Below are 13,011 nucleotides of genomic sequence, written 5' to 3' on the forward strand. Positions count from 1 at the left end.
GTTCCCAGAGCGGGCCGGTCACCGTCCCCGCGACGACGCTCAGCCGGACGGTTCCGCGGCCGGCGCGGTTCCGCCGGTGTAGAGACGGGCGACCACGTCCTCGATGGACTTCTCCTCGGGAACGGTCGCGCGCAGGTCGTCGAGGGTGCCGTCGAACGTCAGGCGGCCGTGGTCGATGAGCATCACCCGGCGGCAGAGCCGCTCGATGTCGCCCAGGTCGTGGGTGGTGAGCAGGACGGTGGTGCCGTGCTCGGCGTTGCGGCGGCTCAGGAAATCCCGCATGGCGGCCTTGCTGACCACGTCCAGGCCGATGGTCGGCTCGTCGAGCACGAGCACGGCGGGGTCGTGCAGCAGGGCCGCGGTGACGTCACCGCGCATGCGCTGCCCCAGGCTGAGCTGGCGGACCGGGGTGGTCATGAAGGACTCCAGGCCGAGCAGGCAGGACAACTCCTCAAGCCTCTCCCGGAAGACAACACGATCTACTTTGTAAAGGTGCCGGATCAGTTCGAAGCTGTCCCGCAGCGGCAGGTCCCACCACAGGGTGGTCCGCTGGCCGAAGACCACGCCGATCCTGCGCGCGAGAGCCGTACGACGCCGGGCCGGGTCGAACCCGGCCACCTCGATGCGACCCGCGGTCGGCGCGAGAATGCCGGTGAGCATCTTGATGGTGGTCGACTTGCCCGCGCCGTTCGGCCCGAGATAGCCGACGAACTCCCCGGCCCCGACCGTGAACGACAGGTCCCGTACGGCGTGCACCGTCTTACGCGCGCTGCGGCGGCCGACGGTGAACGAGCGGCCGACTCCCTGAACCTCGATCATGTCGTGTCAGCTCCCTGTCGAGCGGTAGCGGCGGACGCCCGCCCGCCAGGCGAACGCGGCGACGGCGGCCAGCGTCAGCGCGGCGAGCGGGGAGGCGAAACGCAGCCAGTACGGCAGGCCGAGCGGGTCGGGCCGGTCCAGCACGAACAGTGTGGGCTGCCAGTTCACGAAGGCCAGTGGCACGACGAAGGTGACTCCTCTGACGAGGTCGCGGCTGTAGACGTTCAGCGGGTACTGGGTGAGCGCGTTGCCGCCGTAGGTGAAGGCGTTGGCCACCTCGGGCGCGTCGGTCAGCAGGAACTGCGCCGCGCCGGCCAGGGCGAAGAGAGAGGAGAAGATGACGATTCCGCACAGGATCATCGGCGGGATCGCCCAGGCCCTGTCCCAGGGCAGGTCGAGCCCCGGCAGGGCGATGGCGAGCACGACCGCGGCCTGGGTGACCCTGCCGAAGCGGTGCACACTGAAGCGGTCGACGGCCATCTGGACGAAGGCGCTCGCCGGACGGATGAGCATGGTGTCGAACCCGCCCGTCCTGATGTGCTGGCTGAGCCGGTCCAGGTTGCCGAAGAGCATGTCGCTCACCCCGAAGGCCAGGCTCGACGTGCCGTACAGGAACATGACCTCGGACAGGCCGAATCCGGCGAGCGAGCGGGTGTGTTCGAAGATCACCCAGATCGCCAGGACGTCGAGCATGTTGATGGCGAACGAGCTCACGGCCATCGTGATCAGCGGCCCCGGATACTGGGCGGAGGCTCGCAGCCAGGTCCAGGCGAGCAGGAGATAGGTCCTGACCATGTCAACCACCCTGGATCACGACCTTGCGGCGGGCGGCGGAGGTCGCCAGGGCGCCGAGGGTGAGCAGGGCGACCGCCCAGGCGGCCTGGAAGCCCAGGGCGTCGAGGATGTCGCGCTTGCCGAGGTAGAGGTCGGCGGGGACCTGGACCATCGCCGACCAGGGCAGCACGCGGGCGAGGTCGCCGAGCCAGCCGGGGAACAGGTTCAGCGGCAGAACCATGCCGCTGAAGAAGAACGTCAGGACCAGTGACAACGACTGCGCGCCCCTGTCGTCGACGAGCCAGCAGGCGGAGAGCGCGATGAGATAGCGCCAGGCGAAACTGACGACGACCCCGAGTGCGAAGCCCGCGGCGAAGGAGAGCCAGGCGGCGGGGCCGGGGGGCAGGACCAGTTCGAAGAGCACCGCGCCGACGACCGTCGGCGGCAGGCTGCGCAGCAGGAACAGGTGGGCGGCCCTGCCCACGTCGTCGGAGAGGCTCCACAGCTGTAGCGAGGCCGGACGGACGAGGTCGACGGCCACGTCTCCGTTGCGTACGCGTTCGGCCAGCTGCAGACCTCCGCCGAAGACCTGCATCGGCCCGATGAAGGCCTGGCTGAGGAAGCAGAAGGTCACGGCGTCGGCGAGGTCGTAGCCCGCCAGGCCGGGCCGGGCGGTCCACAGGGCGATCAGCACGTAGGCGCGCAGGATGCCGAAGACGGTGTTGGTGAAGGCCCCGGCGAGGGCGGCGGACCGGTAGGCGAAGTGGCGGCGGAAGCCGTACCAGGCGATGTGAAGGTAGAGAAGGAAGGCGGCCTCCCCGGGAAGCGTCGGGACAACCGTCCTATCGTTGTCGCCGATCTTGATCGGGGCAACGGGTTTTTCCGTCTCCTCGGTCACATGGCGTCACAGGTTGATTACCGTTAGGGATGATTCCCCTTACCTTTCGCATCCCTTAGGTCTGGGGCGCGGGCGGCGGGCTCCCGGGTTCGTCACAGTGTGTGTGCCGCATCGCGTACACGAGAGGTTCAACCAGGATGGCACGTGGCGGAACTGGTCCCAGGTACGGCATGCCGCCCGGCGTGCGGCCCCTCACGTCAGGAGATCCGATCGCGGTCGGCGGCCACCGGCTGCTCGGACGGCTGGGGGCCGGGGGCATGGGCGTGGTCTACCTGGCCGAGCGTCCGAACGGGGACGTGGTCGCGCTCAAGACCCCGCACCCGGCCCACCTCGGCGACGTCACCCTGCGCGCGCGTTTCGCCGAGGAGATCGTCAACTCCCGGCGGGTGGTGCCCTTCTGCACCGCGCGGGTCTACGAGGACGGTGTGGACGGCGACCGCCAGTACCTCGTCTGCGAGTACATCCCCGGTCCCGCGCTGTCGGAGGTGATGGCCCGGGTGGGGCCGCTGTCCGCCGACCTCGCCTACGGCGTCGCCCTGGGGGTGGCGGCCGCGCTGGTCGCGGTGCACGAGGCGGGCCTGGTCCACCGCGATCTCAAGCCGGGCAACGTGCTGCTGTCGGAGGAGGGGCCGAGGCTGATCGACTTCGGCATCGCCAGGGGCGTCGACACCCTCGTCGCGCACACCGAGGCGGGGCAGGTCATGGGCAGTCCCGGCTGGGTCGCGCCGGAGCGGCTCACCGGTGGGCCCGCGCTGCCCGCCTCCGACGTCTTCGCCTGGGGATGCCTGGTCGCCTACGCCGCCACCGGCTCCCATCCCTTCGGCGCGGGGGACGCCGAGGCGCTGGCCCGCCGCGTGCTGGCCGATCCGCCGGAGCTGACCGGTCTTCCCGAGAGGCTGCGCCCGGTGGTCGAGGCCGCGCTCGCCAAGGATCCCGCGCGGCGGCCGGGCGCCGCCGACCTGCTCGGCGCGTTGCTCGCCGCGGGAGGGGTCGGCGCCCCGGGGAATCTCCGCGTGGCGGTCGCCGAGGTGCTCGGGTGGATCTGGACCCCGGTGCCGTGGCCCCGGGGCGGGGCGGGGCAGGGGTCGTTCCCGGTGAGGGCGGAAAGCGGGGCGGGCGGGGAGCGCCCCTCGGTCGGGGCGGGTTCCGCCTCCCACCGGGTGGCGAAGACGGTGCCGCAGCGACGGCCGCACCGGACACAGGCGGGTTTCGCGGCGCTGGCCACCCTCGTCATGGCGGCCGTCACGGTCTTGGCGGCGGCCAGGGGAGGGGCCAGGCCGTACGCCGATCCCGAGGTGGGGGAGCTTCCCGCGGTGATCGCACCGGTCCACGGGAGCCCGGCGGAGCGTGCCCGGAGGGAGACGGGGCGGCCCGCCACGCCGAAGGGGCCGCCGCCGCCGACCCCGGTGGCCCCGGGGGCGTCGGCGGTCCCGGTCGTCTCGGCGGTTCCGGCCGCTCCGGTCGCCACACCCACGGCCGGCGTCACGGAGCCCCCTGCTCTTCCGCCCGCCTTCGAGGAGCCGGGGTTCGCCAGACCACAGCACTATCCGAGGCGTTATCCGAGGCTTCCGCGGTGGTCGCGGCTCCCGCGGTGGACCAGGGAAACCGCCGAGGCGGAGGAGCCGGTCGGCTGCGCGGGCACCCTGGACAAGGGCGTGGAGTGCCCGGCGAGCCCGGGTGAGTCCAAGTCGTTCCTCACCCCGGTCCCGCAGGTGGGGGGGAGCGAGAGCGTCGCCCCCGTCACGGGAGGCTCCACGGCGGTGCCGCCGTCCCTCCCCTCGTCGAGCGCGGCGCCCGCCCTCAAGTCCGGGGAGTGATCCCGCCGGGGCGTCCGTTAGGGTGATCGGCGCGTGTCGAGTCGGAGGGGGAGGCCTGTGGGCGGACTCGCGCCGGGTGCGGTCGAGTTGAGCGGCGTCGGTGTCCGGGTGGTCGGTGGGACGTTGCTGGACGGGGTCGACTGGCGGGTCGGGTACGGCGAGCACTGGGTGGTGCTCGGGCCGAACGGCGCGGGCAAGACGACTCTGCTGTCGCTGGCGGCGGCCGTACGGCATCCGACGGAGGGCACGGTGACCGTGCTCGGCCAGCGGCTTGGCCGGATGGACCTGCGGGAACTGCGCCGCCACATCGGCCTGGTCGCCGCGAGCCAGCGGCTCGTCGACGAGGAACTGCTTGAGGAGGAGGGCGCGAGCGCCCACACGGTCGTGCTGACCGGTCACACCGGCACGAGCGCCCCGCTGTGGGACCGTTACCGGCCCGAGGAGCACGAACGCGCCCACCGGATGCTGGGCGAGATGGGCTGCGGGGAGCTGGCTGAGCGGCTCTTCCGGGTCTGCTCGCAGGGAGAACGGGCCAGGATCCGCGTCGCCAGGGCGTTGATGGCCGATCCGGTTCTCCTGCTGCTCGACGAGCCGTTCGCCGGGCTCGACCTTCCGGCCCGGGAGGACCTGATCACCGCGGTGGAGGGCCTCGCCATGACCCGGCCCGCGCTGACCACGGTCACGGTCACCCACCACCTTGAGGAGGTGCCCGCGACCACGACCCACGCTCTGCTGATGCGCGAGTCGCGGATCTGCGCGGCGGGTCCGGTCGAGCGGGTGCTGACGGAGGAGAACCTGTCCGGCTGCTTCGGCAGGCCGCTGCGGGTCGGCCGGCACGAAGGACGCTGGTCGGCTGTGGCCGTACGGAGCTGACGCGGGACCTGCCGGTTTCGCGCCCGGTGGGGTCAGTCCTTCTTGCGCTGGCGGATGAGGCCCATGAACCCAGGGCTCGGCTTGAACCTCGCGGTCCAGGTCTCGGCGATCTCCAGGGGTTCCCCGGTCTGTGGGTTACGGCCGGTCCGTGCGGGTTTGTGGACGATCTCGAAGGAACCGAAGCCTGGGATCGCGACCTTCTCCTCGGCCGCGACGGCTGTCTGGATGGTTCCCAGGATCGCTTCGAGGGCCGCCGCGGTCTGCCTCCTGGTGAGTCCCGCCTCGGCCGCGGCCTTCTCGATCAGCTCGCGCTTGTTCATGGGGACAGTTAACGCCATTCCCCTCATCGTCGGGGAGGTGCCTGCCGTCCCATGGGGGGACGGCAGGCACCTGGGGCCTTCAGCGGTCCGACTGGGCGGCCAGCCGTTCCGCTTCCCCGTACAAGGCCTCGACGAGGATGAGCTCCAGGCGGAGGTCTTCGTCGACGAGGCCGTCCAGAACTTCCATTCGGGCCTCCCACTACTCGGACGTCTCACGGGCCGTGAAAGTTCACACGGGTACCGGATCGGACGTGACCGTGATCTGTGAAACCGCGCCGGGCGTGTGAGCGGCCTCCACCACTCCCGTGTCGTCCTATGTCGCGACGAGCTCGGCGAGATCGACGTGCTCGCCGACCTCGCGCACGTCCAGGCAGTACGCCAGCAGAACCCGCCGTTCGCCGACCCGCCGGGTGACACGCAGGCACGGTCGATCGTTGAGCACGACCGCCTCGACCTCGATGCCGTCCGGCCCTCGCCAGATCCCCATGGAGTCGAGGCTACGAACAGTCAGGTAAGGCCGGGGTAACCAACCGGGCATATCGTGATAGGTCCCGTAAGCCATGTGGTTTGACCGCTTCCGTCGGTGATTAGCCGTTGTGCTCTGGGTAACAGACGGTCTTAATCCAAGTAATCAGGGAGAAATCAACATGGTTCTGCCCAAGCTAACCCCCGAACAGCGTCAGGCGGCCCTCGCCAAGGCCGCCGAGACCCGTGTCGCCAGGGCCAGGCTTCTGGCCGAGGTCAAGGCGGGATCGATCAGTCTTGAGCAGCTGCTCTCCAGGAACGACGAGATCGCCAGGCGCATCAAGGTCTCGCAGGCGCTGCGCGCCCTGCCGGGGATCGGCAGCATCAAGGCGGCCCAGCTCATGCAGCGGGCCGAGGTCGACGAGACCCGCCGTCTCGGCGGCCTGGGAGCGCAGCAGCGGCGCAGGCTGATCAGGGCCCTGGTGAGCGGGACGACGAGCTGAACGACGCCCTGAGGCGGAACACGGCGAAGGCCCCGCCGTACGGACTCGGGAGATCCGTACGGCGGGGCCTCACGCGACGACCTGGTGGCCGGGCCCGCCCGGGGAGCGATCCCATGCCCTGGAGGCGCCCGGGCGGGCCCTTGTCCGAGGGGTCAGTGAGCCGTCTCGAACTGCTCCTCCTCGGTCGAGCCCCTGAGGGCCGTGGTCGAGGAGTCCGGCGCCACGGCCGTGCTGACCAGGTCGAAGTATCCGGTGCCGACCTCGCGCTGGTGGCGGGTGGCGGTGTAGCCGCGTCGCTCCGCGGCGAACTCGGCCTCCTGGAGGCCGACATAGGCGGTCATGCCCTCCTCGGCGTACCTCCTGGCCAGGTCGAACATCGAGTAGTTGAGCGAGTGGAAGCCCGCCAGCGTGATGAACTGGAACTTGTATCCCATGTGCCCCAGCTCGCGCTGGAACTTGGAGATCGTGGAGTCGTCGAGGTGCTTCTTCCAGTTGAACGAGGGCGAGCAGTTGTAGGCGAGCATCTGGTCGGGGTAGACGGTCTTGACGGCCTCGGCGAACCGGCGGGCGACGTCCAGGTCCGGAGTCGAGGTCTCCATCCACAGCAGGTCGGCGTAGGGGGCGTAGGCCAGGCCCCGTGCGATGCAGGCGGCGACGCCGTTGCGGACGCGGTAGAACCCCTCCGCGGTGCGCTCGCCGGTGGTGAAGGCCTGGTCACGGGGGTCGACGTCGGTGGTCAGGAGCGTCGCGGCCTGGGCGTCGGTCCGCGCGATGATCACCGAGGGGACGCCCGCGACGTCGGCCGCGAGACGGGCCGCGTTGAGCGTCTTGACGTGCTGGCCGGTGGGGATGAGCACCTTTCCGCCCAGGTGGCCGCACTTCTTCTCCGAGGCGAGCTGGTCCTCCCAGTGCACGCCCGCCGCACCCGCGGCGATCATGCCCTTCATCAGCTCGAAGGCGTTGAGCACTCCGCCGAAACCCGCCTCGGCGTCGGCCACGATCGGGGCCAGCCAGTGGGGGGCGTCGCGCTCCTCCTCCGACCAGGTGATCTGGTCGGCGCGCAGCAGCGCGTTGTTGATGCGGCGCACCACGGCCGGAACCGAGTTGGCGGGGTAGAGGCTCTGGTCGGGGTAGGTCTGCCCGCCCAGGTTGGCGTCGGCGGCCACCTGCCAGCCTGACAGGTATATGGCCTTCAGCCCGGCCTTGACCTGCTGAACGGCCTGGTTGCCGGTCAGCGCGCCGAGGGCGTGCACGTAGTCCTCGGTGTGGAGCAGTTTCCAAAGCCGCTCGGAACCGAGCCGGGCGAGAGTGTGCTCCTCCTGGACGGAGCCCCGGAGTCGAACCACGTCCTCGGCCGTGAAGGTCCGCTCGGTACCCGCCCAACGAGGGTCGGTCTGCCACTCTCGCCGCAGCTCGTCTGCGGCTCCCTTGAGGCGATCGTTCATCGTCACTCCTTGTCGTCCCCTGGGTGCCTTGCACCGAGTGTGTTCCCCATCGAAAGGGACGAACAGGTCACCGATCGCGAAAGAATCAACTTTATTGCTGTTCTGGCAAGGATTGGCCGTCTTGGGTGCAGAAGAAATTCATAGTTTTCGATATGGACTAGACCAATCCCGGGTTGGGTGCGTGGGTGCTTGAAATATCTCTCGAAATTTCGTTTAGCATCGTGGTATGGCATCGCTCGTCGGAGAAGAACCGCTGTCCTTGACGCAGGAGCTCGACCTCATCGCGTTCGGGCAGCGGCTGAGACACCTGCGCAAGCAGCGCGGCCTCACCCTCTCCGACCTCGGTGAACGCGTCGGCCGCGCGCCGAGTCAGCTGTCGCTGCTGGAGAACGGCAAGCGCGAACCCAAGCTGTCGCTGCTGAAGTCCCTTTCCGTCGCGCTCGGCGTGCCCGTCGAGGAACTGCTGCGCCGCCAGGCGCCCAACCGCAGGGCCCAGCTGGAGATGGAGCTTGAGGAGGCCCAGCGCGACCCGCTGTACGCCGGACTCGGCCTGGCCAGGCTGAAGGTCTCCGCCCGCGTCCCCAACGACGTGCTCGAACACATCCTCGGCCTGTACGGCGAGCTGCGCTCACGTCAGGCCAGGGGCACCGCGACCCCGGAGGAGGCGCGGGTCGCCAACGCCGAACTGCGGCGCATGCAGCGCGAACGGGGAAACCACTTCGAGGAGATCGAGAAGGCCGCGGCCGAGGCGCTGTCCGCGGTCGGCTACCGTACCGGGGCGCTGTCGCAGGGCACGGTCCAGGCCCTGGTCACCCACTTCGGCTACACCGTGCAGACCGTCCAGGACCTGCCCCGCACGGTGCGCTCCATCACCGACCTGCGCAACCGGCGCATCTACGTCAAGCACGAGCAACTCGGCATGCACACCCCGCGCACGATCCTGCTGCAGACACTCGGCCACCTCGCCCTGGGCCACCACAGGCCCCGCGACTTCGCCGACTTCCTGCGCCAGCGGACCGAGGCCAACTACTTCGCCGCCGCGGTGCTGGTGCCCGAGGCGACCGCCGTGCCCTTCCTCAGGGAGGCGAAACAGGACAGGGCGCTCAGCGTCGAGGACCTCAGGGACGTGTTCGCCGTCTCCTACGAGATGGCCGCGCACCGCTTCACCAACCTCGCCACCCACTTCCTCGACCTGACCTGTCACTTCGTCCGCAACGACGCGGGCGGGATCATCTTCAAGGCCTACGAGAACGACGGCATCGTCTTCCCCGCCGACGAGCAGGGAGCGATCGAGGGTCAGCGGATGTGCCTGCAGTGGTCGGGACGCCAGGTCTTCCGCTCCCCGGACAGGTTCTCGGTCTTCTACCAGTACTCCGACTCGCCGACCGGCACCTACTTCTGCATCGCCCACGTCGACCCCTCGCGGGAGCGGGACTTCGCGATCACCCTGGGCGTGCCGTACCGGGAGTCACGCTGGTTCCGCGGCAGGGAGACGACCAACCGCACCAGGTCGAACTGCCCGACCGGTGACTGCTGCCGCCGCCCGCCCGTCGAGCTGGCCCAGCGCTGGGACGGCTACGCCTGGCCCTCGGCGCGCGGCAACTCCCACGTCCTGGCCGCACTGCCGCCGGGGTCGTTCCCCGGCGTCGACGAGGCCGACGTCTACGCCTTCCTCGAACGTCACGCCGCGGGCTGATCGCGCTCCAGCACGAGCCAGGGGTTGCCGAAGAACTGGTAGGCGGGCGCCGTCGCCGGGGCGACGCAGCGCAGCGAGCGCAGCACCTCGGCCGGAGGCTCCCCGGCCAGGGCGCGCCGGTGGAACTCCTCGACCAGGCCGTCCCCGACGGGCCTGAACGGCGCGACGGCGGCGCACGCCCCCGCCAGCAGGAACGGCTGGCAGTCACCTGGTTCGTCGAGGAAGACGAACGCGCCACCGCCCATGCCCCGGCCGAGGGACTCGGGGGCCGGGCCGCCCGTGGCGAAGTGCACCACGTCCGGCGGGTCGCCCAGCAGCGCGAGCACCTCGCCCAGCGAGGTGCCGACCTGCCTGGCGCCGAAGGCGGAGACCAGCGGGTGCGGGTGCGGCCCGCCGTGCACGACCGCCATGCCCCGCCCGCCCGCCCGCGCCGGAGGCGGCAGCTCAGGGCGGTTCCCGCCGAGCGGCCAGCGCCCCGTCACCGCCTGGCAGTTCAGGAAACCGGGCAGGGACCGGTCGAACGGATGCTGGAGCACGGCCAGATCCCACGGGACGTGTGGCTCCTGGGACAGGAAGAGCACACTCGGCCGCCGGGGCGACACCCGCCCGGCCACCGCGTTGAGCAGCTCCCAGAACCCCGGCGGGACGTGCGCCGCGACCCGCGCCCCCACCTCCTCCAGGGGCAGGGACTGCTCGGCCAGGCCCCGCCCGAACTCCGAGGCACGCATGCCCAGCTCGCAGACCTCCGCCTGGTCGGGGGTGACGAAGTGCGGCGACTGGTAGGTCCACCACAGCCGTCCCGGCCGGTCACCGTGGACGACGACCGCCGTGACGTCCGGCGCCTGCCCGGTCTCGGCGAGCCGAACCCGGGTCCCGGCCACCGGATGCGGGGCGTTGTCCCTGCCGAGCAGGCCGGGGGAGTCGAGGACCGCCAGCGCCCGCACACCGAAACCGACCACCTGGCCGCGCACCGCGTGCACCACCTGGATCTGCCTGGCGGTGACCGGCTGCTCCTGCGCCGCGGCGACCAGGCCGACCTTCGCCCTGGGGTACGGCGAGGCCTCGTCTGCGCGCAGCCGTACCCGCCAGCCGCCGGGCGCCTCGAACCCCTCCGCGACGATCTGGATGTCAAGATCGGCAGGTCCGAGCCCGCCGTACGGCGCCGCCCGCCCATCGGGTGCCTCCTCGGCCACCAGGCCGACCTCGACCTCGGCTCCCCAGCCCGCGACGACCTCGGCGGGCGCCTCGATGAGGGGAAGCGGGGGTGCCTGCCCGGCGGCGGACGACTCGCCCTGCCTGCGGCGACGGCGGAAGGCGCCGGTCAGTCTGCCGATCACCGAGCGCGCGGGCCCGGGGGAGGCGCCGGACGGGACGCGGCCGAGCGGGCCGGTGCTCGCGGCCGGAGGCTCCTCCTGCGGGGGCGCGTCCTGGCCGAGCAGCAGGCAGAAGCGTTCCCACGCGGGGCCGTACTGGGAGATGAGGGCGACCACGGCCTCGGCGAGCGGTCCTGGCGGCTGCCCGCCCCCGGCGAGCAGCGGATCGAGCCGGGCGCCGAGCTCTGCCGGAGGCTCACCCGGCATGCCGCCGAGTTCGTCACGGACGGTGCGCGCCGCCCTCATCACGGCCACCGGGTCCATACCGTCCCTCCTCGCTCCGCTCTGAGCCGATCTTCCCACTGCGCGGCGGGTACGGGAGCCCGTACCCGCCGAGAATAGGAGCCGCATAGGGTGATACCCGTGGATTTCGAGGTGCTGGGAAGGAAGGGCTGTGCTGCCTGAGGTGGAGGCATGGCTGGGCAGGCGCACCTCGTCGTCGGATGACTGGTCCCTGCCCTGGTTGCTCAAGGCCAAGGGGAACAGCACGATCAGTGTCGTGCTTCCCGCGCGTGACGAGGCCGAGACGGTCGGTGAGATCGTCACGGCGATCCGGCGCGACCTGGTCGAGAGGACCCCGCTCGTCGACGAGATCGTGGTCATCGACTCACGCTCCGTGGACGAGACCGCGGCGCGCGCCGCGCAGGCCGGGGCCAGGGTGGTCGCCCAGGACGAGATCCTGCCGGACCTGAAACCGCTGGACGGCAAGGGGGAGGCCCTGTGGAAGTCCCTCGCGGTGACCTCGGGCGACCTGCTGGTCTTCGTCGACGCCGACCTGCGTGAGTTCCGCACGTCGTTCGTGACCGGGCTGCTCGGCCCGCTGCTCGACGATCCCGGTGTGGTCTACGTCAAGGGCTGCTACGACCGGCCGCTGCAGAACGTGCAGAGCGGGGGCGGGCGGGTCACCGAGCTGGTCGCCAGGCCGCTGCTCAACCTGCACTGGCCGCTGCTGGCCGGATTCGTGCAGCCCCTGGCGGGTGAGTACGCCGGGCGGCGCTGCGTGCTTGAGCGGGTCCCCTTCGTCACCGGCTACGGAGTCGAGCTGGCGCTGCTGGTCGACCTGCTCGAACTCGTCGGCCTCGACGCCCTCGCCCAGGTCGATCTGGGCAGGCGTGTCCACTCCCACCAGTCGACCGAGGCGCTCGGGGGGATGGCCGCGCAGATCCTGCAGACCGCCTGGTCCCGCCTGGAACGGCACAACAAGATGGTCTCGCTGCACACGCCCTCGCCCCGGCTGGCCCAGTTCCGCAGGGGGGCGCACGGCCACCAGGTGACCGTGCGCGACGTGGCCGTGGCCGAGCGGCCCCCGATGGCCACCGTCGAGGGACGGCGCCCGGCGAAGTGACCGGCCCGCGCGGGCGGCGGGGTTACGCGCCGCGCCGGTTGGCCAGCCGCCACCCGGCCAGCGCCAGTGCGGCCAGGACCAGCGCCCCGGCCACGTAGACCCACGGAGACGGCGAGGAGCCCCCGCCCGAGGAGGCGGCGGGGGCGGGGGTCACGGGGGTGGTGGTGACAGTGGGACGGGTGGGCGTGCCGAGCGCGGACAACAGGGCCGCGGGCAGCGGCTGCCCCTCGATCCCGTCGTCGGCGACCAGCGCCCCCGTCCCGGCGCGCACCCGGTGGTCGCCGTCGCACAGCGCCGTGTGCAGCGGCAGCCCCGGCTCGGTCGGGATCATCCCGCTCTCCCTGGAGGACGCGAACACCAGGTACCGGGCCCCCTGCTCGAAGTTGTAGCCGCAGGCCGCGCTGTCGGCGTTGGTCGTCACCTGGTACTCGGTCAGTGCCTGCCCCTTGTAGACCTGGTCGGCCCTGAAGGTGTAGACGACCGGCGCCGGCACGGACGCGTCGGTCTTGGCCGGGCGGGAGGCGAGCACCGTCCCGGTGAAGACGACACTCGCGTTCCCCACCTGTTCCGTGGGTTGGAGCGGGGCGCAACTGCAGGCGCACGCGGTGCCGGGAAAGGCCACGATGGCGGCGGCCAGCAGGAGGAGGACGGTGACGACCCTGTTAATCATGTCCTCATCACGT

Annotated in this window: 13 protein-coding genes; 5 read left to right on the forward strand and 8 right to left on the reverse strand. The window is 71.1% G+C overall.

Annotated features, from left to right (window positions below; translation table 11 throughout):
• Positions 1–39: 39 nt before the first annotated feature.
• The 3 genes from ABZ463_RS01385 to ABZ463_RS01395 are packed head-to-tail and all read right to left on the reverse strand — an operon-like array spanning position 40 to position 2,491.
• A complete protein-coding gene (locus ABZ463_RS01385; protein ID WP_362771861.1) occupies positions 40–819 on the reverse strand; it encodes an ATP-binding cassette domain-containing protein in 780 nt (259 codons plus the stop codon).
• Positions 820–825: 6 nt separating this feature from the next.
• The gene (locus tag ABZ463_RS01390; protein WP_362771863.1) at positions 826–1,614 is read right to left on the reverse strand and encodes an ABC-2 family transporter protein; all 789 of its coding nucleotides are present in this window, start codon (positions 1,612–1,614) and stop codon (positions 826–828) included.
• Between the two features lies 1 nt (position 1,615).
• A complete protein-coding gene (locus tag ABZ463_RS01395; RefSeq protein ID WP_362771865.1) occupies positions 1,616–2,491 on the reverse strand; it encodes an ABC-2 family transporter protein in 876 nt (291 codons plus the stop codon).
• A 182-nt stretch (positions 2,492–2,673) separates the two neighbouring features.
• Between ABZ463_RS01395 and ABZ463_RS01400 the strand changes: the two genes are divergently transcribed.
• A complete protein-coding gene (locus tag ABZ463_RS01400) occupies positions 2,674–4,308 on the forward strand; it encodes a protein kinase (protein WP_352009387.1) in 1,635 nt (544 codons plus the stop codon).
• Between the two features lie 57 nt (positions 4,309–4,365).
• Entirely contained in the window at positions 4,366–5,181 is an 816-nt protein-coding gene (locus ABZ463_RS01405; RefSeq protein ID WP_352009388.1) for an ATP-binding cassette domain-containing protein, read from the forward strand.
• Between the two features lie 32 nt (positions 5,182–5,213).
• On the opposite strand, the gene ABZ463_RS01410 is transcribed toward ABZ463_RS01405, so the two are convergent.
• Complete coding sequence (locus ABZ463_RS01410; RefSeq protein ID WP_184714124.1) at positions 5,214–5,501, reverse strand: HU family DNA-binding protein; 288 nt, start codon at positions 5,499–5,501, stop codon at positions 5,214–5,216.
• 313 nt (positions 5,502–5,814) lie between these two features.
• Positions 5,815–5,988: a hypothetical protein gene (locus tag ABZ463_RS01415; protein WP_352009389.1), complete on the reverse strand. Its 174-nt coding sequence runs from the start codon at positions 5,986–5,988 to the stop codon at positions 5,815–5,817.
• A gap of 160 nt (positions 5,989–6,148) precedes the next feature.
• Between ABZ463_RS01415 and mihF the strand changes: the two genes are divergently transcribed.
• Positions 6,149–6,469 carry an integration host factor, actinobacterial type gene (gene mihF / locus ABZ463_RS01420; RefSeq protein ID WP_352009390.1) on the forward strand — a complete coding sequence of 107 codons (321 nt, stop codon included), beginning with the start codon at positions 6,149–6,151 and terminating at the stop codon, positions 6,467–6,469.
• A 152-nt stretch (positions 6,470–6,621) separates the two neighbouring features.
• Here the strand turns inward: mihF and aceA are convergent, their stop codons facing one another.
• Positions 6,622–7,914, reverse strand: coding sequence for an isocitrate lyase (aceA, locus tag ABZ463_RS01425; protein WP_352009391.1), 1,293 nt, complete (start codon positions 7,912–7,914; stop codon positions 6,622–6,624).
• Between the two features lie 226 nt (positions 7,915–8,140).
• Here aceA and ABZ463_RS01430 point away from each other — a divergent pair, with 226 nt between their 5' ends.
• Positions 8,141–9,610: a helix-turn-helix domain-containing protein gene (locus ABZ463_RS01430; RefSeq protein WP_352009392.1), complete on the forward strand. Its 1,470-nt coding sequence runs from the start codon at positions 8,141–8,143 to the stop codon at positions 9,608–9,610.
• Here the strand turns inward: ABZ463_RS01430 and ABZ463_RS01435 are convergent.
• Positions 9,595–11,247, reverse strand: a complete 1,653-nt coding sequence (locus ABZ463_RS01435) for a hypothetical protein (RefSeq protein WP_362771869.1) — start codon at positions 11,245–11,247, stop codon at positions 9,595–9,597. The two genes, ABZ463_RS01430 and ABZ463_RS01435, sit on opposite strands and share 16 nt — an antisense overlap.
• Positions 11,248–11,377: 130 nt before the next feature.
• Between ABZ463_RS01435 and ABZ463_RS01440 the strand changes: the two genes are divergently transcribed.
• On the forward strand, positions 11,378–12,328 hold the full coding sequence (locus ABZ463_RS01440) for a glucosyl-3-phosphoglycerate synthase (RefSeq protein WP_352009394.1): 951 nt from the start codon (positions 11,378–11,380) through the stop codon (positions 12,326–12,328).
• 22 nt (positions 12,329–12,350) lie between these two features.
• Here ABZ463_RS01440 and ABZ463_RS01445 read toward each other — a convergent pair whose 3' ends face one another.
• Entirely contained in the window at positions 12,351–12,998 is a 648-nt protein-coding gene (locus ABZ463_RS01445; RefSeq protein WP_362771871.1) for a hypothetical protein, read from the reverse strand.
• Positions 12,999–13,011 lie beyond the last annotated feature (13 nt).

This window comes from Streptosporangium sp. NPDC020145 (genome assembly GCF_040631275.1).
Lineage (GTDB): Bacteria > Actinomycetota > Actinomycetes > Streptosporangiales > Streptosporangiaceae > Streptosporangium.